This window comes from Stenotrophomonas sp. GD03654 (assembly GCF_029845105.1).
Lineage (GTDB): Bacteria > Pseudomonadota > Gammaproteobacteria > Xanthomonadales > Xanthomonadaceae > Stenotrophomonas > Stenotrophomonas africana.
Genome location: NZ_JAOCLC010000029.1, coordinates 1 through 21,909, shown reverse-complemented (window position 1 = coordinate 21,909; position 21,909 = coordinate 1). Strand labels below are relative to the sequence as shown.

Genomic DNA, 21,909 nt, shown 5'->3' with positions numbered 1-21,909 from the left:
CATCGCCAGCCCAGGCGGCGTCTCCCATCAGGGCTTGCCGCAGGCCCGGGTCGGTCGATGCCTCAGTCGCGCCGGGTCTGCAGGTAGTCGAACAGTTCCTGGTTGTTCTGCAGGCCCAGCTTGCGCTTGGCTTCGGCCTTCTGCCGGCTGATGGTCTTCGGGCTGCGCCCACAGCGCTCGGCGACTTCGTTCACGTTGAGACCGGCCGCCAGCAGCTCCAGCACTTCCTGTTCACGTGCCGACAGCGGCGCCGGTTCGCGCGGAAACAGCAGGTCGCGCGCCTGCAGGTGGTGGCGCAGCTGCTGGGAGACGAATACCTGCCCGGCCAGCGCGGCGTTCAGCGCCTGGGGCAGTTCGGCGAAATCGGCACACTTGTCGACCAGGCCGCTGATGCCCTCCCGCAGCAGTCCGTCCAGCAGGCCGGGATGTCGGGCGCCGGTCAGCACCACCACCGGCAGGCCAGGGCGGCGCATGCGCAGCGCGTCGATCAGCTCTGGACCATCCGGGCCGGCACCCGGCATCGACAGGTCGGTCAGCACTGCATCGCAGTCGTGGTGGTCCACCAGCTCCAGCAGCTGGGCACCGTCACGTGCACTGCCGACGATGTCCATCAGATGGGTCTGCAGCACGATACGGATGCCATGCAGGACCACGGGATGGTCGTCGGCGATGATGATGCGTGGATGCACGCGGCTCCTTGAGGATCGAACAGGCCACGGTGAGCGGCGGCCAACGCCTGATTCTGCAAAAGAGCAGGGCCGCAGAGGTATAGGAAAGGTCCGAAACCGATACCCGGCAAACTCCGGGTCAAGCGCAGCGCGCTCCATCTGCTGATAGCTGTCTGCTATGTGCACCCTGCACCGGGACATTACCGACCATCGGGTAAGCTAGCGCCCTCGTTTGCACAGGAATTCCAGGTGGCTGACTCCCCCAACGCTTCCCCCGCGCCGGCCCGCGCGCTGGAAGGTCAGAAACTGCTGTTGTGCGTCGGCGGCGGGATCGCGGCGTACAAGGCGCTGGAACTGGTGCGGCGCCTGCGCGACGCCGGTGCCCAGGTGCAGGTGGCGATGACCGCCGGTGCCCAGCAGTTCGTCACTCCGCTCAGCTTCCAGGCCCTGTCCGGGCAGCCGACCCGCACCACGTTGTGGGACAGCGCCGCCGAACAGGCCATGGGCCACATCGAGCTGGCCCGCTGGGCCAACCGCATCGTGGTCGCCCCGGGCACCGCCGATCTGCTGGCACGGCTGGCCCAGGGCCACGCCGATGACCTGGTCAGCACGTTGTGCCTGGCCAGCACTGCGCCGTTGACGATCTGCCCGGCGATGAACCACCGCATGTGGCTGCATCCGGCCACACAGGCCAACATCGCCCTGCTGCGCCAGCGCGGCGCGCAGGTGATCGGTCCGGTCGACGGTCCGCTGGCCGAAGGTGAGTCCGGTCCGGGTCGTCTGGCCGAGCCCGGCGACATCGTGGCCGCGCTGGCCGCCAATGGCAGCAGCGCCGCGACCGTTGCCGCGCCGGAAATCCGCGCGCTGCAGGGCCTGCGCCTGCTGATCAGCGCCGGTCCGACCTATGAAGACATCGATCCGGTGCGCTACGTCGGCAACCGCAGCAGCGGCAAGATGGGCTTCGCCCTGGCCGCGGCTGCCGCGACGATGGGCGCCCAGGTGGTGCTGGTCAGCGGCCCGGTACAGCTGCCGACGCCACCCGGCGTGCAGCGGGTCGACGTGCGCTCGGCCGCGCAGATGCGCGATGCCGTGCTGAAGTCGCTGCCGGCCGACATCTATATCGGCGCCGCCGCGGTGTCCGACTACACGCCGCGCCAGGTGGCTCCGCAGAAGCTGAAGAAGACCGCCGAGAGCCAGTCGCTGGTGATCGAGCTGGTGCGCACGCCGGACATCCTTGCCGAAGTTGCCGCGCAGACGCAGTCGCTGAAGCTGGTGGTCGGCTTTGCCGCCGAAACCCACGACGTGGAGAAATATGCGCGTGGCAAGCTGGTCGACAAGCGCCTGGACCTGGTGATCGCCAACCAGGTCGGCATCAGCGGCGGCGGTTTCGAGAGCGACAACAATGCCGCCACTGCCTTCTGGCAGGACGGTGAACAGGTATTCCCGGCCACCTCCAAGCGCGAGCTGGCCGAACAACTGCTGGCGCTGATCGCGCGGAGACTCCAGGCATGACCCAGGCTTCCACTTCCCAACCGGTGCAGGTCAAGCTGCTCGATCCGCGCTTCGGCGACAGCTGGCCTCTGCCGGCCTACGCCACCGAAGCCAGCGCCGGCATGGACCTGCGCGCCGCGCTGGATACCGCGCTGACCCTGCAGCCGGGCGACACTGCGCTGGTGCCCAGCGGCCTGGCCATCCACATCGCCGATCCGAACCTGTGCGCGGTGATCCTGCCGCGCTCGGGGCTGGGCCATCGCCATGGCATCGTGCTCGGCAACGGCACCGGTCTGATCGACGCCGACTACCAGGGCCCGCTGCTGATCAGCGTCTGGAACCGTGGTCGCGAGGCCTTCACCATCGAGCCGGGCGATCGCATCGCGCAGCTGGTGGTGGTGCCGATTGCCCGCGTCAGCCTGCAGGTGGTGGATACTTTCACCGACAGCGTGCGGGGAACGGGTGGATTCGGCCATACCGGGGTGCGTTGACGGGGGACATCGATGAGCGGCATCGGGGAAGGACAGCGGGGACGGTCGTTGGGACGCAGCGCGCCACTATTGGGGGTGCTGCTGGTCCTGCTGGCTGGCTGGTTCGGATGGAGCGCGGTGCAGCAATGGCGCCAGGAGGCCAACGGCCAGGCGCTGGAAGAAGCACGTGACCAGGCCGTGCAGGGCCTGCAGGAGGCGGCCGCCGGCCAGCTGAAGCAGCTGCAGCAGCAGCTGAAGAACGAACGCGTGCAGCAGGCGCTGCAGGCCGGTGATGCCGCGGCAGCGGCGCTGGCAGTACGCGAGAGCTGGACCGGCGTGGAGCAGGCTGACGTGCTGACCGCCGATCTGGCCAACGCCTACGCCGACCCGGCCACGTTCGGCTATGCCCGATTGGCGCTGCTGGAAGCGGCATTGGCCGAAGGCAAGCCCAGCCTGCGCGTGGTCCGCGATGGCGGTGGCAATCGCCTGGGCCTGGCAGCGCCGGTGCAACTGGGCAGTCTTGGCCCGGCGGTGCTGTATGTGCGCCAGCCGTTGTTGCGGCTGACCTCACCGCTGGATCAGGTGAGCGCGCCCTCGGCGGGTTTCCTCGGATTGCGCCAGGGTGCGCACGACCTCGTCGCCCAGGGCGATTCCGGCCTGGCGGAAAGCGCCGAGGCACTGGCACGGCCGGTCACCGGTACACCGCTGCGGCTGGTGGCCGCGGTACCCAATGTCGAACCCGGTCCGCTGGGCCTGGGTTCGTTGGCCAGCGCCATCGTCGCGCTGCTGCTGGCGTTCATCGCCGTGCTGCTGGTGGTCGGTCGCGGTCGCCTGCCGAAGACGTTGCCGCTGCCGCGCCGTGCGGCCGTGACGGAAGCGGATCATGGCCCGACCCTGAGCGAGAGCCTGCAGATGGCGCCGCCGCCGGTGGCCGAGGCCAGCGCAACTGAAAGCGCACCGCCGCCTCCGCCGCCGGTTCCGGCCGAGGAACTGGCGGCAGGCATCTTCCGCGCCTACGACATCCGCGGCGTGGTCGGCAGCCAACTGACGCCGAAGACGGCGGCGCTGATCGGCCAGGCCATCGGCACCGCAGCGTTGGAGCAGGGCCTGCGCGAGGTGGTGATCGGTCGCGATGGCCGCCTGTCCGGCCCGGAGCTGGCCGCAGGCCTGGCCGAGGGCCTGCGGCGTGCCGGTTGCGCGGTGATCGACATCGGCCTGGCGCCGACCCCACTGGTGTACTACGCCGCCTTCCACCTGCGTACCGGCACCTGCGTGGCGGTCACCGGCAGTCATAACCCGCCCGAGTACAACGGCTTCAAGGTGGTGATCGGCGGCGAGACGCTGTCCGGCGATGCCATCACCGATCTCTACCAGCGCATTGTCGAGGGCCGCCTGGTGCAGGCCGCCGAGCCGGGCGATTACCAGCAGCGCGATGTCAGTGCCGATTACATCCAGCGCATCGCCGACGACGTGCAGCTGGACCGCCCGCTGAAGGTGGTGGCCGATGCCGGCAACGGCGTCGCCGGTGCGCTCGCACCGCAGCTGCTGGAAGCGATCGGCGCCGAAGTAATTCCCTTGTACTGCGATGTCGACGGTACCTTCCCCAACCATCATCCGGACCCCAGCGAGCCGGCCAACCTGGAAGATCTGGTAGCGACGGTCAAGCGCTTCGGTGCCGACCTCGGCGTAGCCTTTGATGGCGACGGTGACCGGCTGGGCGTGGTCACCGGTGAAGGCAAGATCATCTATGCCGACCGCCTGCTGATGCTGTTCGCCGCCGACGTGCTGATGCGCAATCCGGGCGCGATGGTGATCTACGACGTGAAGTGCACCGGCAAGCTGTCCGACCACGTGTTGCGCAATGGTGGCAGCCCGTTGATGTGGAAGACCGGGCACTCGCTGATGAAGGCGAAGATGCGCGAGACCGATGCCGAGCTGGCCGGCGAGATGAGCGGCCACTTCTTCTTCAAGGAGCGCTGGTTCGGTTTCGACGATGGCCTGTATGCGGCGGCGCGCCTGCTGGAGATCCTGGCCCAGCGCGAGGAAACCCCGGATGAGGTCCTGGCAGAGCTGCCGGAGATGGTGGCCACGCCGGAACTGAAGGTGCCGGTGGCCGAAGGCACGCCGCATGCGCTGGTGGCGATGCTGGTGGCGGCGGCGCAGTCGCCGGACAACCCGTATGTGGGCGGCCGCCTGTCGACCATCGACGGCTTGCGCGTGGATTTCCCCGATGGCTGGGGCCTGGTGCGTGCTTCCAATACCACGCCGGTGCTGGTGCTGCGCTTCGAGGGCAACGACGAGGCGGCACTGGAACGCATCCAGGCGTTGTTCCGCAGCCAGTTGCAGCCGGTGCTGGGCGACACCCCGCTGGGGTTCTGAGGTGGGGCCGGGCTGCGCCCGGCACCCGCCGAAGCAACGGCAACAGCAACATCAACATCAAAAGCGGGCGATCCGCGGGATGGTGGGGCGGTGCCGGAGTGCGGGGGCGCCGCAAGTACGTCCCTGTAGGCTTGGCAGCCGCACCCATGCGGCTGACACCCCGCACTCCGGCGCCGCCCCACCTTCGACAGATTTCCGCGATCTGTCGGAACGGCATGGACCGCTGTTGGTAGGTGTCGACCTTGGTCGACACACCCTCACCCCTTGAACCGCAACCCCACGCCCGGTTCGGTGAACAGGTAGCGCGAATCCAGCGCTGAATCGCCCAGCTTGTGCCGCAGCTTGCCGACCAGAATGCGCAGGTAGTGGGTGTCGTGCTGGTGGGTCGGGCCCCAGATTTCCTGCAGGATCTGCGGCTGGGTCACCACGCGTCCCGCGTTGCGCAGCAGCAGCGACAGCAACGCGTATTCCTTGCGGGTCAACGCCACCGGCTCGCCGTCCAGCGCCACTTCACGGCGCACCAGGTCCACATGCAGGTGGCCATCGTCGAACACCGGTGGCGTGCCATCACTGGGCACGCTGCGGGTGCGCAGCAGCGCCCGTACCCGTGCCATCAGCTCCTGGGTGCCGAACGGCTTGGTCACGTAGTCGTTCGCACCTGTATCCAGTGCGCGCACCTTCTCGGCTTCACCCGCACGCACGGTCAGCATGATCACCGGCACCTGGCTCCACTGCCGCAGCTGCTCCAGCACCTCATGGCCTTCCATGTCCGGCAGGCCGATGTCCAGGATCACCAGGTCCATGTCTTCACTGGCCGCCAGCTGCAGGCCTTCCTGGCCGGTGGCGGCCTGCCGAACCTGGTAGCCCTGCGCGCGCAGGCTGATATCCAGGAACCGGCGGATCTGGGTTTCATCATCGATCACCAGCACGCGTGCGGCCGGCACGCTGGCGTCAATCGGGGTCGGGCTCATCGTGGGAGGCTGGCTTGAGCAGGGGCAGGGTGATGCGGATCAGGGTACCGCGACCGTCGCGTCCGGGCAGCGCCTGCACGCTGCCGCCATGTGCGCCGATCATGCCCTGGCAGATGGTCAGGCCCAGGCCGGTGCCGTGGCGGCCGCGGTCGCCGCGTTCAACGCTGTAGAACATGTCGAAGATGCGTGCGCGCTCGTCATCGGGAATGCCGGGGCCGGCATCGATCACGTCGATGCGCAGCTGGCCGTCCAGTTCACGCGCCTGTACCTGTACGGCAGCATCGGGCGGCGAGAACTTGGCCGCGTTCTCCATCACGTTGAACACCGCCTGTTCGACCAGTGCCGGATGCACCCAGATCGGCGCCAGCGTGGCCGGAATATCCAGCTCCAGCCGTACCTTGGGCTGGTAGCGCTGCAGGCGCCGCGCCGCCGAGCCGATCAGTTCGTCCACGCCGATCCAGTCGCGGTTGATCTTCAATCCTTCGTGGCCGAGGCGGGTCATGTCCAGCAGGTTCTGGATGTAGCGGTCCAGCCGTTCGCCTTCCACCAGGATGGTGTCCAGCAGGGCACGGCGATCTGCTGTATCCATCGCCGCACCGTAGCTGGCCAGGCTGTCGGCCGAACCGATCATCGCCGCCAGCGGCGAGCGCAAGTCGTGCGATACCGAAGAGAGCAGGGCCGAGCGCAATCGCTCGGTCTCGTTGCTGACGTGGGCCTGTTCCAGTTCGGCCACCAGCCGGGTGCGCAGCGCGGCCTGCGCGATGTCATCCACCATCGCCTCTGCCAGCTGCCGTTGTTCGGGCAGCAGGCGCGCCTGTGCGCCGGGCAGGTACAGGCCGGCCACGCCGATCGCACGATCCTCGCCGTCGAGCAGCGGCAGGAACCACCATTGCGCGCCGGCGAGGGTGTCGGTGAAGCGGCCGCTGGGCTGGCCGTGGCGCAGTGCCCAGTCGGCGGCGGCCAGGTCGGTATCGCCCGGTTGGCTGCGGCCACCGGTGGCGGTATCGGCGCCGATCCGCAGCCACGCCGGCACGTCCATGGCCTGTTCCAGTGCATGCCGACCCGCCTGCGCCACTTCGCCGTTGCCGGCGGCACTGGCCAGCTGGCGTCCCAGCTGCTGGCGCGCGCGCGCATGGCGGTTGGCCGCACGAAGCGCGATCACCTGCATGCGCAGGCGCGAGGCCAGGCGTCCGGCCACCAGCGCGGCGGCCAGGAACAGGAACACGGTGATCACGCCCTGGCGCGCGCCGATGGCGAAGGTGAAGCGCGGCGCGATGAACAGGAAGTTGTAGGCGAGGAAGCACAGGATCGCCGCCATCACCGCCACGCTGGCGCGCGTACGTGCGGCCACCAGCACCACCGCCACGATGAACACCATCGACAGGTCGGCCATGCCCACCCAGCGTTCGGCCAGCCAGGCCACCGCACAGGCCAGTGCGGTGGCGATCAGCGCCTGCGCCGGCTCGTAGCTGATGCCGCGCATCGGTGGCAGCAGACCCTCGCGGCGCGAGCGTGCTCGCGCCTGCGGGGTGCTGATGATGGTGATCTCGTAGTGCGCGCCGCGCTGGATCAGCTGCTGGGTCAGGGTCCGGTTGAACATCCGCGCCAGCGGACGCTCGCGGGTGCGGCCCAGCACCAGGGTCGATACGCCGTTGTGTGCGGCATGGTCGAGCAGGGCATCGGCGATGCTCGATCCGTGCAGCAGTTCGGCGTCGCCGCCCAGCCGCCGTGCCAGCGCGAAGGCAGCATCGATCTCGCGCCGGGTTGCCTCGTCCTGGCGACGGCCCTGCACGGTCACTACCGTCCACGGTGCGTCGCGGCGCTCGGCGATGCGCCGCGCCACGCGCACCAGGTATTCACTCTGACCGCCGCCATCAATGGCCACCAGCACGCCGCGACGCAGCGGCAGGTTGCTCTCGCCACGCGCGGCGCGTGCTTCGCGCAGGCTGCTGTCGACGCGGTCTGCCGCTTCCTGCATGGCCAGTTCGCGCAGCGCGGTCAGGTTGGCCGGCGAGAAGAACGCCTGAAGTGCCTGCGCGGCCTGCTCCGGCACATAGACCTTGCCCTGCTGCAGGCGCGCGATCAGTTCGCGCGGCGGCAGGTCGACCAGCACGATGTCGTGCAGGCGGTCGAGCACACCGTCCGGCACGGTCTCGCTGACCCGCACACCGGTGATGCGCATCACCACGTCATTGAGGCTTTCCAGATGCTGGATGTTGACCGTGGTCCAGACGTCGATGCCGGCGTCCAGCAGCTCCATCACATCCTGCCAGCGCCGCTCGTGGCGGCTGCCGGGTGCATTGCGATGGGCCAGTTCGTCCACCAGCACCAGCGCTGGATGCCGCGCGAGCACGGCATCCAGGTCCATCTCCTGCAGGGTGTGGCCGTGGTAGGCCACTGCCTTCAGGGGTAGCTGTGGCAGCCCCTCCAGCAGCGCCTGGGTATCGGCACGGCCATGGGTTTCCACCAACCCGACCACCAGGTCGACGCCGCGGCGCAGCTGTTCCTGCGCGCGGGTCAGCATGGTATAGGTCTTGCCCACGCCCGGCGCCGCGCCGAGGAACACGGTCAGCTTGCCGCCGGCCTCGCGTTGCAGGCCTTCGACCAGGGCATCGGCCTGGCGGGTACGCGCATCAGTCATGGGTGCCGCTGTCATGGCCGCCATTGTGCGCGCAGCCGGTGCAGGCCGGCATCACGGCGCCTTCGCCGCGTGATCCAGCGCGAAGTTCAGCGTCACCACGTTCACCCGCGGCTGGCCGAACAGGCCCCACTGGCGGCCTTCGGTATGCGCCTGCACCAGCGCCTGCACGCGTTCCACCGGCAAGCCACGGGCACGCGCCACGCGAGCTACCTGCAGCTGCGCTGCAGCCGGCGACAGCTGCGGATCGAGGCCACCACCAGACTGGGTGACCAGGTCCGCCGGCACCTGCGCCGGCGCGACACCTTCGCGCGCAGCCACCGCAGCGGTACTGGCAGCGACGCGCTCGGCCAGCGCGGGGTTGCTGCGCGCCAGGTTGGAACCGGCCGCCGCCATCGGGTCGTAGTTGGCGGCCGACGGACGTGCCTGGAAGTAGCCGTCACCGGTGAACGGCTGCGACAGCCAGGCCGAGCCGCGCACCTGGCCGTTGCCATCGCGCAGCAGGCTGCCCTCGGCCTGGGTCGGGTAAGCCAGACCGGCGAAGCCGGTGGCGATGCCGGCGTAGACCGCGCCGGCCAGCAGCAGCGTGGCCAGGCCCAGGCCGATGGCCGGGCGCCAGCTTGCGCCATCCTGCAGGCTGGCCACGCGGGTCTCGGCCTTCTGTTCGCGCGGAAGGGAAGACGAAGTGGAAACAGTACGGTTCATGCGCCGAATACCAGGACAAGAAGAAGGTCGATCGCCTTGATCGCCGCGAACGGCAGCAGCACGCCGCCGAGGCCGTACACCAGCATGTTCCGGCGCAGCAGCGCCGTTGCGGTGGCCGGGCGGAAGCGCACGCCACGCAGGGCGAGCGGAATCAGGGCGGGAATCACCAGGGCGTTGAAGATCAGTGCCGCCAGCACCGCGTTGCGCGGGCTCGACAGCTGCATCACGTTCAATGCGGCCATGGTGGGAACGGCAGCGGCAAACAGCGCCGGCAGGATCGCGAAGTACTTGGAGACGTCGTTGGCCAGCGAGAAGGTGGTCAGCGCGCCGCGGGTGATCAGCTGCTGCTTGCCCACTTCCACCACTGCCAGCAGCTTGGCCGGGTCCGAATCGAGGTCGACCATGTTGCCGGCTTCCTTCGCCGCCTGCGTACCGGAGTTCATCGCCAGGCCGATGTCGGCCTGGGCCAGCGCCGGCGCGTCGTTGGTGCCGTCACCGACCATGGCCACCAAGCGGCCACCGGCCTGTTCCTGGCGGATGCGCGCCAGCTTATCTTCCGGGCGGGCCTCGGCGATGTAGTCGTCGACACCGGCTTCGGCGGCGATGGCGGCGGCGGTCAGCGGATTGTCGCCGGTGATCATCACCGTGCGGATGCCCATCGCCCGCAGCTGCGCGAACTTCTCGCGCATGCCGTGCTTGACCACGTCCGACAGCTCGATCACGCCCAGCACGTGGCGGCCCTCGGCCACCACCAGCGGGGTGGCACCGTTGCGTGCGACCTGCTCGACGCGACCGGTCAGTTCAGCCGGCACATTGCCGCCCAGCGACTGTACATGGGCACGGATCGCATCGGCGGCACCCTTGCGGATCTGCCGCCCATGTTCCAGATCCACGCCCGACATGCGGGTCTGCGCACTGAAGGCCAGGTACTCGGCATGGTCCGGTTCGGCGGTGGCACAACCCTGTTCGCGCGCCAGGCGCACGATCGACTTGCCTTCCGGGGTCGGGTCGGCCAGCGAAGAGAGCAGGGCTGCTTCGCGCAGCTGGCTGGCGTCGATGCCGGCCAGCGGGTGGAAATGGCTGGCCTGGCGGTCGCCGTAGGTGATGGTGCCGGTCTTGTCCAGCAGCAGCACGTCGACGTCGCCGGCCACTTCCACCGCCTTGCCCGACTTGGCCAGCACATTGGCGGCCAGCGCACGGTTCATGCCCGCGATGCCGATCGCCGGCAGCAGCCCGCCGATGGTGGTCGGGATCAGGCACACCAGCAGCGCGATCAGCAACAGCGGGTCGACCTTGACGCCCACCGAGGCACCGATCGCCGGCAGCGTTGCCACCACCACCAGGAAGGTCAGCGTCATCGCTGCCAGCAGCAGGGTCAGCGCGATCTCGTTCGGCGTCTTCTGGCGGTTGGCACCTTCCACCAGCGCGATCATCCGGTCCAGGAAGCTGTGGCCCGGCTCGGCGGTCACCCGCACGATGATCTGGTCGGACAGCACCTTGGTGCCGCCGATCACGCCGGAGCGGTCGGTACCGGCCTCGCGCAGCACCGGTGCCGATTCGCCGGTCACTGCCGCTTCGTTGATGGTGGCCAGGCCCTGCACGATCTCGCCATCGGCCGGTACCAGCTCACCGGCACTGACGATCACATGGTCGCCCGGGCGCAGTTCGGCGGCCGGTACCTGGGCTTCGGCCGCGCCCGGTTGCGGCGCAGCCAGCCGGCGTGCCACCAGATCCTGGCGGGCACGGCGCAGCGACGCGGCCTGGCCACGGCCGCGCGCCTCGGCCACCGCTTCGGCGAAGTTGCCGAACAACACGGTCACCAGCAGGATCGCGGTCACCGCCAGGCCGAAGCCCAGCGGCGCATTGCCGGTCAGGGTGACGATGGCGGCGACGATCGTGCCGGCCATCACCACCGCCATCACCGGGCTGCGCACCAGGTGCATCGGGGACAGCTTCAGCACCGCCTCGACCAGCGCACGGCGCAGGCCGGCGGCATCGAGCAGGGCAGGGCGCGCTGCAGGGGAACTACGGGTTGAACTTGCGTGGGTACTCATCGGGGTGTCCTTAGTGCAGTCCCAGGCTCAGGTGGTCGGCGATCGGGCCGAGTACCAGCGCCGGCATGAACTGCAGCACGGTCAGGATGACGATCACCGAGACCAGGGTCAGGGCGAAGGTCGGGGTTTCGATCTGCAGGCTGCCGGCAGACTCCGGCGCCTGGCGCTTGGCGGCCAGCTGTGCGGCCACCACCAGCGGGATGATCAGCAGCGGGAAGCGGCCCAGCAGCAGCACCAGCGAGCAGCTCAGGTTCCACCACAGCGTGGCGTCACCCAGCCCTTCGAAGCCCGAGCCGTTGTTGGCGTAGGCCGAGACGTACTCGTAGAACACCTGGCTGATGCCATGGAAACCGGGGTTGGAGGTGCCCGCCAGGCCGGGTACGGCCAGGGTGATCGCGGTGAACACCAGCAGGGTGATCGGCTGCAGCAGCACCAGCAGGGCCAGCAGGCGCACCTGTGGCGTCTCCAGCTTGCGGCCGAACAGTTCCGGCGTACGTCCGGTCATCAACCCGGCCAGGAACACACCCAGCAGCAGGTACACGATGAACTGCTGCAGGCCACAACCGATGCCGCCCCAGATCGCGCTGACCAGCATGTTGACCATCGCGATGCCGCCACTCAGCGGTGCCAGCGAATCGTGCATGCCGTTGACCGAACCGTTGGAGACCTGGGTGGTCACCGCCGCCCACAGCGCAGTGCCGTCGGCACCGAAGCGCACTTCCTTGCCTTCCATCAGCAGCGGGGTGGCGGCGCTGGCGCTATGCCCTTCGCTCCACATCATCGCGCCGGTGGACAGCAGCGACATGCCCAGCATGCAGCTGAACACCAGGGCGCCGAAGCGACGCCGGCCAGTGAACGCACCGATCATGAAGATCACCGCCATCGGCACCAGCAGGATGCCGACCACTTCCAGCATGTTCGATACCGGGGTCGGGTTTTCCAGCGGGAAGCTGCTGTTCGGGCCGTACCAGCCGCCACCGTTGGCGCCCAGCTGCTTGGCCGCGACCATCGCCGCTACCGGGCCCAACGGCAGCTTCTGTGCGGCCATGCCGGCACTGGCATCGATCGGTGTGGCCTGTGGGCCACCGGCCATCGTCGATGGCACGCCCTGGCTGGTCAGCACCAGCGTCCACACCAGGCACAGCGGCAGCAGGAAGCGCACGCACAGGCGCACCACGTCCACGTAGTAGTTGCCCACCGCCACCTGGCGGTCATCGCCGCTGCCGGTGGCCGCCGCAGTCTGCGGCGCACGCGAGAACAACGCGCGCAGCGTGGCCACCGCCAGCGCCAGGCCCATCATCGGCGTCACCACCTGCAGGCCGGTGATGCCGGTCATCTGCGAGAGGTAGGACAGCTGCGCCTGGCCCGAATAGTGCTGCTGGTTGGTGTTGGTCAGGAACGAGATCATCGTGTGCAGCGCGGTGTCCCAGCGCATGTTCGGGATCTGATCCGGATTCAGCGGCAGCCAGGCCTGGGTCATGAACACCGCCTGGGTCAGTACCGCGACCACTACGTTGCTCAGTACGAAGGCCAGCACGTAGCCGCGCCAGGACATCGAGCGCGATGGATCGACACCGAACACCCTGTACAGCGGCTTCTCGATCCAGTGGAACAGCACGTCGACCTTCATCGGCGTGCCACGCATCACGCGGGCCAGGTACAGGCCCAGCGGCCACGCCAGCAGCAGGCTGGCGGCAATAATCACAAGCATCTCAGTCATGGCCGGCTCCGCTCAGAACGACTCGGGCCGCAGCACGACATAAAGAAGATAGGCGGCGGCGACCAGCACCAGCACGCCACACAACAACGACAGCCAGGGGGACATTGCAATAGCGTCCTGGTGGAACCCCTCCACCTCAGGCCGTCATCGTCGTCCTGCCCCCCATAAACGCACTACGCGCCGGACCGGGCCGACGCGTAAAGAGTGCATAAATTCGATGGGCCAAGCCGTAACCAGGCCCCGCCTTCTGTATCCCCCGCCATGCCGGGTGATGCTTTCCGTAGAGTCGAGCCTGCTCGACTGATTCTCGGGCAGGAACAGTCGAGCAAGCTCGACTCTACCCGGGAATCACGGAGCCTGGCTCGCCGGCACCAGCCCCTTCAGCTCGCGATAGCGCTGCAGGGTGCTGTCGATCTCAGCCTTCAGCGCCTGCTGCTGCTGCAGGAACCCGGCCTGCAGGCGCTGCTGCGACTGCAGCTGCACGTGCCGCTGGCGGATCGCCTCGGCCTGCTTGTCGGCCACCTTGGCACCGGCCAGTTCGCGGTCACCGGCCGCCGACAATAGAGCCACCAGCGACTCACGCAGGCTGGTGACGTTGTACTCGGCCGTCTTCAGGTTGTTGTCCAGCACTTCCTGGCGCTCGGCGAACACCCGGCGCAGGTCGTCCTCGCTGCCATAGGTGGTCAGCATCGCCTGCTCGGTGCGCTGGCGGGTCTGCTCGGCCATCAGATCCAGTTGCTGCTGCGCGGCCACCGTGCTGGCGGCGGCGCGCTCTTCGTCGGTCAACGCGCGCTGGACCTGCGCATTGCGCAGGCCACTCTTCGCGTTGAATTCCTCGCGGGCATGGTTGACCGCATCGGCCGGCAGCGAATCACTGCAGATCCGCTCCTTGCCCTCGTTCCAGCAGTACAGCTTCTTTTCCGTCTTGTCGCCGCCCCGCGGCTGCGCCGGCACGGTGAACGGTACGGCCAGCAGCAGGCCGGCAAAGAGCACAGCAGGAACTCGGGACATGACCTTTCCCCTGGGTCGGTCAGCGGATCGAACGGACGCCGTACTGGGCCCGGTAGGCTTCCAGCGGCTGCCGGTAACCCACAAGTTCCGGGTTGCCGGAGGCGAAATCAAGCAGATCGGCCAGCGATGCCACGGCGATCACCGGAATGCCGGCTTCCTCGGCCACCGACTGCGCCGCCGAACGGCGATCGGTTTCCGAAGCGATCTCCTGACGGTCCAGCGCCACCACGATGCCGGCCGGGGTGCCACCGGCGGCGCGGATGATGCCCAGCGCTTCGCGGATCGCGGTACCGGCGGTGATCACGTCGTCGACGATCAGCACGCGCTTGCCCTGCATGTCGGCGCCGATCAGCTGGCCACCTTCGCCGTGGTCCTTGGCTTCCTTGCGGTTGAACGACAGCGGCAGGTCGCGGCCGCGCTGGGCCAGCTCACAGGCCATCGCGGTGGCCAGCGGAATGCCCTTGTAGGCCGGGCCGAACACCACGTCGTACTTGATTCCGGTGGCATCGATGGCATCGGCGTAGCAGGCGCCGAGCTGCGACAGCAGCGAACCGGAGTCGAAACGACCGGCGTTGAAGAAATAGGGGCTCAGCCGGCCGGACTTGAGGGTGAACTGGCCGAAGCGCAGGGCGTCGGCAGTCAGGGCCAGCTGCAGGAAACGGTGGCGGTGGTCGCTCATCAAAACTCGATTCATCTTCATTTGGAGCACAAATCCTAATCCAGCTGGGCGTTTCGCGCTCGTCCGGGCCCGTGTGAAGGGCATCGCAGCCCGGCTTGGCGGACTGCGCAGCCCCACGGGCAACCGGTATGCTTGCCCGGTTTCCCGCCGCAGGTCCCCCGCATGCGCATCATCAGTTTCAACGCCAATGGCATCCGTTCCGCCGCGACCAAGGGCTTCCTCGACTGGTTCCGTGCCCAGGACGCCGACGTCCTGTGCATCCAGGAAACCAAGGCCCAGGAAGACCAGCTGACCGACCCGATGTTCCGCCCGGATGGCCACCACTGCTTCTACCGCGATGCCATCACCAAGAAGGGCTACAGCGGTGTGGCGATCTACAGCAAGCGCGAGCCGGACCAGGTCATCACCTCGCTGGGCTGGGCCCCGTTCGACGACGAAGGCCGCTACATCGAGGCACGCTACGGCAACCTCAGCGTGGTCTCCTTCTATATCCCGTCCGGCAGCTCGGGCGACCTGCGCCAGGGTTTCAAGTTCGAAGTGATGGAATGGCTGCGGCCGATCCTGGAGGAGTGGGCGCGCAGCGGCCGCGACTACGTGCTGTGCGGCGACTGGAACATCGTGCGTTCGGCGCTGGACATCAAGAACTGGAAGTCCAACCAGAAAAACTCCGGCTGCCTGCCGGAGGAGCGCGATTGGCTCAACGCCCTGTGCGCCGACCACGGCCAGGCCACTGATGTCGCCGCCGGCCGTGGCTGGGCCGATGCCTACCGCCTGCTCAATCCCACCGGCGAGGACTACACCTGGTGGAGCAACCGCGGCGCCGCCCGTGCCAACAACGTCGGTTGGCGCATCGATTACCAGTTCATCACCCCGGGCCTGCGTGACCGCCTGCGCAGCTGCTCGATCTACCGCGACGAGCGCTTCTCCGACCACGCGCCGTTCACCGTGGACTACGACCTGTGACCGAGGCTGCCAAGCCGCGCCGGCCGTGGCAGCAGGTGGTTTCCAACCTGAGCCAGCGCAAGGTGCTGGCGATGCTGCTGCTCGGCTTCAGTTCCGGCCTGCCGATCTATCTGGTGGGCAACACGCTCGGCTTCTGGATGCGCAAGGAAGGCATCGAGCTGAGCACGATCGGCTTCCTGTCATGGGTCGGGCTGGCCTACACCATGAAGTTCCTGTGGGCACCGATCGTCGACAAGACCGACGTGCCTCTGTTCGGCCGCTTTGGCCGCCGCCGTGGCTGGATGCTGCTGTCGCAGCTGGTTGTGGTGGTGGGCCTGGTCGGCATGGCGCTGGTCCAGCCGAAGGGGGGCCAGATCCAGTTCCTGGGCATCGCCTGGCAGCACATTGTCGTGTTCGGCGTGATGGCCGTGATCGTGGCGTTTGCTTCGGCCACCCAGGACATCGTCATCGATGCTTGGCGCATTGAAAGTGCTGACAACAGCGAGCAGCTTGGACTGCTGACCTCATCCTCCGCACTGGGCTACCGCACTGCATTGCTGGTCACAGATGCGTTGATCCTGATCATCGCGGCCCGTGTTGGCTGGCAGGTCTCCTACGAGATCATGGCTGTGCTGATGGCGCTTGGCGTGGTGGCCGTGGTCATGGCCCGTGAACCCGCGCGGGAAGTGGCTGCCGTGCAGGCACAGGCGACCTCCCTGTGGACGCCGCGCGGACTGTTCGACGCCGTGGCGGGGCCGTTCATCGCCTTCGTCCGCGAGCATCGCAGTGGCGCGATCCTGATCCTGGTGGCCATCAGCGTCTATCGCATGGCCGACTTCGTCATGGGGCCGATGGCCAATCCGTTCTACGTCGATCTTGGCCTGGACGAGGACACCGTTGGCGCTGTGCGTGGCTCGGTGGGCTTGGTCGCGACCTTCGTCGGCATTGCTGCGGCGGGCCTGGTCTCGGTTCGCTGGGGGGTGCTGGCGGCGCTGATGGTGGGTGCCGTGCTGGGTCCGGCCTCCAACCTGGCGTTTGCCTGGTTGGCCTATTCGGGCCCGGACACGACCCATTTCGCCGTGGCCATGGCAATCGACAACTTCGCCAGCGGTTTCGCCGGTACGGCGCTGATCGCCTATATGTCGAGCCTGACCAGCATCGGATATACCGCAACCCAGTACGCGCTGCTGAGTTCGTTCTACGCAATGCCCGGCAAGGCGCTCAAGGGGCTCTCCGGGTGGTCGGTACAGACGCTCGCACAGGGTCGGACGCTGCTGGAAGGCTACGCGCTGTTCTTCGTCGGTACCGCGCTGGTGGCGATCCCGGTGGTGATCCTCTGCGCCCTGCTGATCCTGCAGCAGCGCCGTCGTCAGGCCGCCAGCGCCACCTGATTGCCTGCCCGCCCGGTCTGCGGGATCATCGCCCCCGACGCGCCGAGGGGGCGGTGCCTTGCGAACGGGGAAGTGAGCATGGCCGACGTTGTGCTGCGGGACTTGGACCCGCTGCTGCTGGAACGCATCCGACGTGTCGCGGTCGCCCGCGGCTGGACCCACGAACAGACCTGCGCTGCCTTGCTGGAGCAGGGTCTGTTCAGCAGTGAACTTGAGGTTCGCTCCGGCTTCGGCGATCCCGAAGTGGACGCCCTCTCCGACGCCATCGCCGCCCTGCAGGCCCTGCCCGCAGGGCAGGGCTTCGATTAGCGCCTTTGTAGAGCCGAGCCATGCTCGGCTGCTCTTGGCCCGGCCCACGCGAAGCCGAGCATGGCTCGGCTCTACAACGGTGCCTCACCTGCGCGGATGACGCCACTCACGCCAGGTGGATCGCACCCAGGATCCGCGGGCCCTTCGCCCCGGTCACGCTCGGCAGATTGCCGGCCAGCCCGTCCATCGTCCGTTGCGCCAACCACGCAAAGCCCATCGCCTCCACGTACTCCGGGTCCAGCCCGTGCACCGCGCTGGACTCCACCTGCACCCCCGGCAGCCGCGCCGCCAGGCGCTTCATCAGTTGCCGGTTGCGCACCCCGCCGCCACAGACCAGCAGGCGCCGGGTCTGCGGCTGCTGCGCCAGCAGCGCATCGGCCACCGTCGCCACGGTCAGCTCCAGCAGGGTGGCCTGCACATCGGCGGCAGCGTATTGGCCTTCGCCCATGTGCGCCTCAGCCCAGGCCAGATGGAACTGCTCGCGCCCGGTGCTCTTCGGCGGCGGCAGCGCGAACCACGGGTCCGAACCCCAGCCGGCCAGCAGGCTTTCGTCCACCGCGCCGCTGGCGGCGTAGGCGCCGTCGGCATCGAAGGTGCGGCCGGTGTGGCGCTGGCACCAGGCATCCATCAACGCGTTGGCCGGGCCGGTATCGAAGCCACGCACCGCACCTTCGCGCGGGATCAGGGTCAGGTTGGCGATGCCGCCCAGGTTGAGCACCGCGCGGTCCTCATCGGCGGTGCCCAGCATGCCCAGGTGAAAGGCCGGCATCAGCGGTGCGCCATGGCCACCGGCTGCCACGTCGCGGCGGCGGAAGTCGGACACCGTGGTGATTCCGGTCAGCTCCGCGATGCGGTTGCCATCGCCCAACTGCACGGTGAAGGCGGGGTTGGCCAGCGGGCGATGGCGCACGGTCTGGCCGTGCGAGCCGATCGCGCGCACCTGGCTGCGATCCACGCCGGCCTCGGCCAGCAGCTGGTTGGCGGCTTCGGCGAAGTTGATCGCGATCCGCGCATCCAGCTCGCCCAGCTCCTCCAGCGAGTCCAGCGGGCCGCCCTCACCCAGCGCCACCAGCCGCGCACGCAGCACCGGCTCCCAGCGGGCGGTCAGCCCGTGCACGAAGCGGCAGCCGCCGCCGGCGGGGAACTGCACCAGCGCGGCATCGATGCCATCGGCGCTGGTGCCCGACATCAGGCCAAGGTACAGGGGGGCGTCAGCGTCGGCAGTCGTGTTCATGGCAGGCATAAAAAAAGGACGCGGCAAGCTTGGGCTGCCGCGTCCTTCTTCGTCAACGCAGGGCGCTCAGCCGCGCTTGCGGCCGGTCGCCTGCCTGTCCTTGGCGCTGGCAACCTCGGGGGCGGCCTCGTCGCGGCTGGTCGGTGCCGGGCTGGCGTCGGCGTAGATCAGCTTCTCCATGCCCTGGATGCGGGCCATCGCCGGCGCGGTCTGCGCACGGAAGGCGACCAGCTCGGCACCCTTCAGCGGCTCCGGCGGCGGCATGGTCACGGTCAGCGGGTTGCGGTGCTCGCCGTTGACGCGGAATTCGTAGTGCAGGTGCGGGCCGGTCGCCAGGCCGGTCGAGCCGACATAGCCGATCACCGTGCCCTGGGCCACCCGCTGGCCGGTCTTGATGTTCGCAAAGCGCGACATGTGGCCGTAGAGGGTGGTATGGCCGCGGCCGTGGTCGAGGATCACCACATTGCCGTAGCCGCGCTGCACGCCGGCGAACTGTACGCGGGCATCGCCGGCGGCCATGATCGGGGTGCCGGTGCGCGCGGCGTAGTCCACGCCCTTGTGCATGCGCATCTTGCCCAGCACCGGGTGCTTGCGCGCGCCGAAGGTCGAGCTCAAGCGTGCGAAGGGGATCGGCATGCGGATGAAGCTCTTCTTCAGCGAGCGGCCGTTGATGTCGTAGTACTCGGACTTGCCGTTGCGGTCGAAGCGGAAGCCGGAATAGGTCTTGCCACCGGTGGTGAAGGTCGCCGCCAGGATCTTGCTGGTGTCCACCTTCTCGCCTTCGCGCCAGGTTTCATCCATCACCACGCTGAAGCGGTCACCCGGCTGCAGGTCCTTCGAGAAGTCGATGTCGTACTTGAAGATGTCGTCGGTCATCGTCGCGATCGCCGACGGTGACAGGCCGGCCCGTCGGGCCGCGGCATACAGCGAACTGGTGATCTCGCCGCTGGTGACCACGGTGCGCGTAGAGGTCTCGCGCTGGGTCACCTTCTCCTTGATGTCGTCGCCGGCCAGGCTCAGTTCCACCCGGTTTTCGGCATCGCGGTCGAAGCGGATGCTGCGCAGGTCACCGGACAGCGGCATGTCGAAGGCGATCTCGGCACCCGGGCGCAGCTTGGTCAGCGCCTCACGCGCGCCCGGATGGTCCAGTACCCGGTGCAGGGTGGTGGCCGGGATGCCAGCCTTGTCGAACAGATCGCTCAGGGTCTGGCCGCGCTGCACCCGCAGCACCTGCCAGCTGTCACCGGGTACCTGCTGCTGGCGGGCCATGGTCAGCGGCGGCAACGGCAGCGCCAGGCTGGTATGGCTGTCGGCGAAGGGCGCGTCGATGGTGTGCGAGAAGCCGGGCACGATGGTCGCCACCAGGGCGCCGATGGTCGCGAACAGGCTGGCGTGCATCCAATGGCGCCGGGTCCAGCGTTCATTGAAGGCGGCGGGAAGATGTTGCCTGAGCTTCCGATGCAGGGCGTTGTCGTGCAGGACGTGGAGGCGTTCCTGGAAGCGCTGCTTGCGTGCGCGCCCTTGTTCGGAATTGTGCATCGGCGGTTTTTTCCTGGCAGCCCGGGAGCGCGGGCCTGATCGCCGGTTACCATAGACACCTGAGAAAACCGCGTCAAACCCTTGTGCCCATTGGCTTTTGTGAAGCCAATCGGGTTAACTTTGCTTTAACACCCCACACAAGAATCGGCGTTGCCGGGAGTAGTCACGTGTCCTCGATTGAAGAAGCCCTTGCCCTGATCGGCCGCGGTGCCGACGAGATCCTCAAGCTTGAGGATCTGCGTGCGCGCCTGCAGGAAGGCCGTCCGCTGCGGATCAAGGCCGGCTTCGACCCCACCGCGCCCGACCTGCACCTGGGCCATACGGTGCTGCTGAACAAGATGCGCCAGTTCCAGGACCTCGGCCACCAGGTCATTTTCCTGATCGGCGACTTCACCGGCATGATCGGCGATCCGTCCGGCAAGAGCCTGACCCGCAAGCCGCTCAGCCGCGAGGACGTGCTGGCCAACGCGCGTACCTATGAAGAGCAGGTGTTCAAGGTGCTGGACCGCAGCCGTACCGAAGTCCGCTTCAACTCGGAGTGGTTCGGCAAGATGGGTGCGGCCGACATGATCCGCCTGGCCGGCCAGCACACCGTGGCGCGCATGCTCGAGCGCGACGACTTCGCCAAGCGCTACGCCGCCCAGCAGTCCATCGCCATCCACGAGTTCCTGTACCCGCTGGTGCAGGGCTACGACTCGGTGGCCCTGGAGGCCGACGTCGAGCTGGGCGGTACCGACCAGAAGTTCAATCTGCTGATGGGCCGTGGCCTGCAGGAACACCACGGCCAGAAGCCGCAGGTGGTGCTGACCATGCCGCTGCTGGAAGGCCTGGACGGCGTCAACAAGATGTCCAAGTCGCTGGGCAACTACATTGGTATCAGCGAGCCGGCCATCGACATCGTCACCAAGACCATGAAGGTGGACGACGCCCTGATGTGGCGCTGGATCGAGCTGCTGTCCTTCGACATCAGCCAGGCTGAAGCCGTGCAGCTGCGCGAGCAGGTGGCCAATGGCGGCCTGAACCCGCGCGTGGTCAAGCTGCGCCTGGCGCGTGAACTGGCGACCCGCTTCCACGACGCTGCGGCGGCCGAGCAGGCCATTGCCGGCTGGGAAGCGGCGGTGACCGGGCAGGGCGACATCACCCAGCTGCCGCTGCAGGACGTGGCGATCCCGGCCGAAGGCCTGCGTATCGCCGCACTGCTGACCGCGGCCGGACTGACCCCGAGCAACTCCGAAGCCAACCGCAAGCTCAAGGAACGCGCGGTCAAGGTGGACGGCGAAGTAGTGGAAGACGGCCAGCAGGTGCTGCAGCCGGGCTTCGAGGGCTTGCTGCAGGTCGGCAAGCGCACCTTCGCCCGCGTGCGCCTGGTCGCTGCCTGAGACAAAGGAAGGGCCGGCGCAGCCGGCCCTTCCTTGATGCTCCTGTAGAGCCAAGCCCACGCTTGGCTGCTCTTGGCGGGGGCCTCCCGCAGCACGACGGATGAACGGATGCAACATCCGGTGAAAAAAATCGCCACACCCCCTTCACAAACGATGGGAATAGGGACATACTTCTCCTCCCCCGTCGCAGGGGTCGCCACCAAAGGGCTTCAGCGACAACAGGGTGCCCACCACCGCCGAACGAGATGATCGAACGAAGGTGTTGACGGACTGAAAAAGTCTGGCATAATGGGCGGCTCGCTACGAAGGAAACTTCGCAGCACACGGGA

At 67.9% G+C, this 21,909-nt stretch carries 18 protein-coding genes; 7 read left to right on the top strand and 11 right to left on the bottom strand.

What is annotated here, in order from left to right; translation table 11 throughout:
• Nucleotides 1-62 precede the first annotated feature (62 nt).
• Complete coding sequence (locus N5J73_RS12240; RefSeq protein WP_049448694.1) at nucleotides 63-689, bottom strand: response regulator transcription factor; 627 nt, start codon at nucleotides 687-689, stop codon at nucleotides 63-65.
• A 228-nt stretch (nucleotides 690-917) separates the two neighbouring features.
• Here N5J73_RS12240 and coaBC point away from each other — a divergent pair, with 228 nt between their 5' ends.
• The 3 genes from coaBC to N5J73_RS12225 are packed head-to-tail and all read left to right on the top strand — an operon-like array spanning nucleotide 918 to nucleotide 5,008.
• Entirely contained in the window at nucleotides 918-2,180 is a 1,263-nt protein-coding gene (gene coaBC, locus N5J73_RS12235) for a bifunctional phosphopantothenoylcysteine decarboxylase/phosphopantothenate--cysteine ligase CoaBC (RefSeq protein ID WP_049448692.1), read from the top strand.
• Nucleotides 2,177-2,650, top strand: a complete 474-nt coding sequence (dut, locus tag N5J73_RS12230; RefSeq protein WP_049448690.1) for a dUTP diphosphatase — start codon at nucleotides 2,177-2,179, stop codon at nucleotides 2,648-2,650. Before coaBC ends, dut begins: the two co-directional genes overlap by 4 nt.
• Nucleotides 2,651-2,662: 12 nt before the next feature.
• Nucleotides 2,663-5,008, top strand: coding sequence for a phosphomannomutase/phosphoglucomutase (locus N5J73_RS12225; RefSeq protein WP_049448688.1), 2,346 nt, complete (start codon nucleotides 2,663-2,665; stop codon nucleotides 5,006-5,008).
• A gap of 257 nt (nucleotides 5,009-5,265) precedes the next feature.
• Here the strand turns inward: N5J73_RS12225 and N5J73_RS12220 are convergent, their stop codons facing one another.
• The 8 genes from N5J73_RS12220 to pyrE all read right to left on the bottom strand — a co-directional run bounded on the left by N5J73_RS12220 (nucleotide 5,266) and on the right by pyrE (nucleotide 14,786).
• On the bottom strand, nucleotides 5,266-5,979 hold the full coding sequence (locus N5J73_RS12220) for a response regulator transcription factor (RefSeq protein ID WP_004153862.1): 714 nt from the start codon (nucleotides 5,977-5,979) through the stop codon (nucleotides 5,266-5,268).
• Complete coding sequence (locus N5J73_RS12215; protein WP_049448686.1) at nucleotides 5,960-8,620, bottom strand: sensor histidine kinase KdpD; 2,661 nt, start codon at nucleotides 8,618-8,620, stop codon at nucleotides 5,960-5,962. The genes N5J73_RS12220 and N5J73_RS12215 overlap by 20 nt, the downstream gene beginning before the upstream one ends.
• Before the next feature lie 51 nt (nucleotides 8,621-8,671).
• Nucleotides 8,672-9,322 (bottom strand): potassium-transporting ATPase subunit KdpC, encoded by a 651-nt coding sequence (gene kdpC / locus N5J73_RS12210; RefSeq protein WP_049448684.1) that lies wholly within the window; start codon nucleotides 9,320-9,322, stop codon nucleotides 8,672-8,674.
• Entirely contained in the window at nucleotides 9,319-11,376 is a 2,058-nt protein-coding gene (gene kdpB / locus N5J73_RS12205) for a potassium-transporting ATPase subunit KdpB (RefSeq protein WP_049448682.1), read from the bottom strand. The genes kdpC and kdpB overlap by 4 nt, the downstream gene beginning before the upstream one ends.
• Before the next feature lie 10 nt (nucleotides 11,377-11,386).
• Nucleotides 11,387-13,096: a potassium-transporting ATPase subunit KdpA gene (kdpA, locus tag N5J73_RS12200; protein ID WP_049448680.1), complete on the bottom strand. Its 1,710-nt coding sequence runs from the start codon at nucleotides 13,094-13,096 to the stop codon at nucleotides 11,387-11,389.
• A 12-nt stretch (nucleotides 13,097-13,108) separates the two neighbouring features.
• Nucleotides 13,109-13,201 (bottom strand): potassium-transporting ATPase subunit F, encoded by a 93-nt coding sequence (locus N5J73_RS12195; RefSeq protein ID WP_005407770.1) that lies wholly within the window; start codon nucleotides 13,199-13,201, stop codon nucleotides 13,109-13,111.
• Nucleotides 13,202-13,444: 243 nt separating this feature from the next.
• Complete coding sequence (locus N5J73_RS12190) at nucleotides 13,445-14,107, bottom strand: hypothetical protein (protein ID WP_049448678.1); 663 nt, start codon at nucleotides 14,105-14,107, stop codon at nucleotides 13,445-13,447.
• Nucleotides 14,108-14,126: 19 nt separating this feature from the next.
• Complete coding sequence (gene pyrE / locus N5J73_RS12185; RefSeq protein ID WP_049448676.1) at nucleotides 14,127-14,786, bottom strand: orotate phosphoribosyltransferase; 660 nt, start codon at nucleotides 14,784-14,786, stop codon at nucleotides 14,127-14,129.
• Nucleotides 14,787-14,948: 162 nt separating this feature from the next.
• On the opposite strand from pyrE, the gene N5J73_RS12180 reads away from it, so the two are divergent.
• From N5J73_RS12180 to N5J73_RS12170, 3 genes are all read left to right on the top strand, one after another.
• The gene (locus tag N5J73_RS12180) at nucleotides 14,949-15,749 is read left to right on the top strand and encodes an exodeoxyribonuclease III (protein WP_005412008.1); all 801 of its coding nucleotides are present in this window, start codon (nucleotides 14,949-14,951) and stop codon (nucleotides 15,747-15,749) included.
• Complete coding sequence (locus N5J73_RS12175) at nucleotides 15,746-17,119, top strand: MFS transporter (RefSeq protein ID WP_032128445.1); 1,374 nt, start codon at nucleotides 15,746-15,748, stop codon at nucleotides 17,117-17,119. The genes N5J73_RS12180 and N5J73_RS12175 overlap by 4 nt, the downstream gene beginning before the upstream one ends.
• Before the next feature lie 78 nt (nucleotides 17,120-17,197).
• Nucleotides 17,198-17,428, top strand: a complete 231-nt coding sequence (locus tag N5J73_RS12170; RefSeq protein WP_005420465.1) for a hypothetical protein — start codon at nucleotides 17,198-17,200, stop codon at nucleotides 17,426-17,428.
• Nucleotides 17,429-17,534: 106 nt separating this feature from the next.
• Here the strand turns inward: N5J73_RS12170 and N5J73_RS12165 are convergent, their stop codons facing one another.
• Both N5J73_RS12165 and N5J73_RS12160 read right to left on the bottom strand, forming a co-directional pair.
• Nucleotides 17,535-18,662, bottom strand: a complete 1,128-nt coding sequence (locus N5J73_RS12165; protein ID WP_080354931.1) for an anhydro-N-acetylmuramic acid kinase — start codon at nucleotides 18,660-18,662, stop codon at nucleotides 17,535-17,537.
• 66 nt (nucleotides 18,663-18,728) lie between these two features.
• On the bottom strand, nucleotides 18,729-20,201 hold the full coding sequence (locus N5J73_RS12160; RefSeq protein WP_049448585.1) for a peptidoglycan DD-metalloendopeptidase family protein: 1,473 nt from the start codon (nucleotides 20,199-20,201) through the stop codon (nucleotides 18,729-18,731).
• Nucleotides 20,202-20,368: 167 nt separating this feature from the next.
• Between N5J73_RS12160 and tyrS the strand changes: the two genes are divergently transcribed.
• Nucleotides 20,369-21,580, top strand: a complete 1,212-nt coding sequence (tyrS, locus tag N5J73_RS12155) for a tyrosine--tRNA ligase (protein WP_049448583.1) — start codon at nucleotides 20,369-20,371, stop codon at nucleotides 21,578-21,580.
• Nucleotides 21,581-21,909 lie beyond the last annotated feature (329 nt).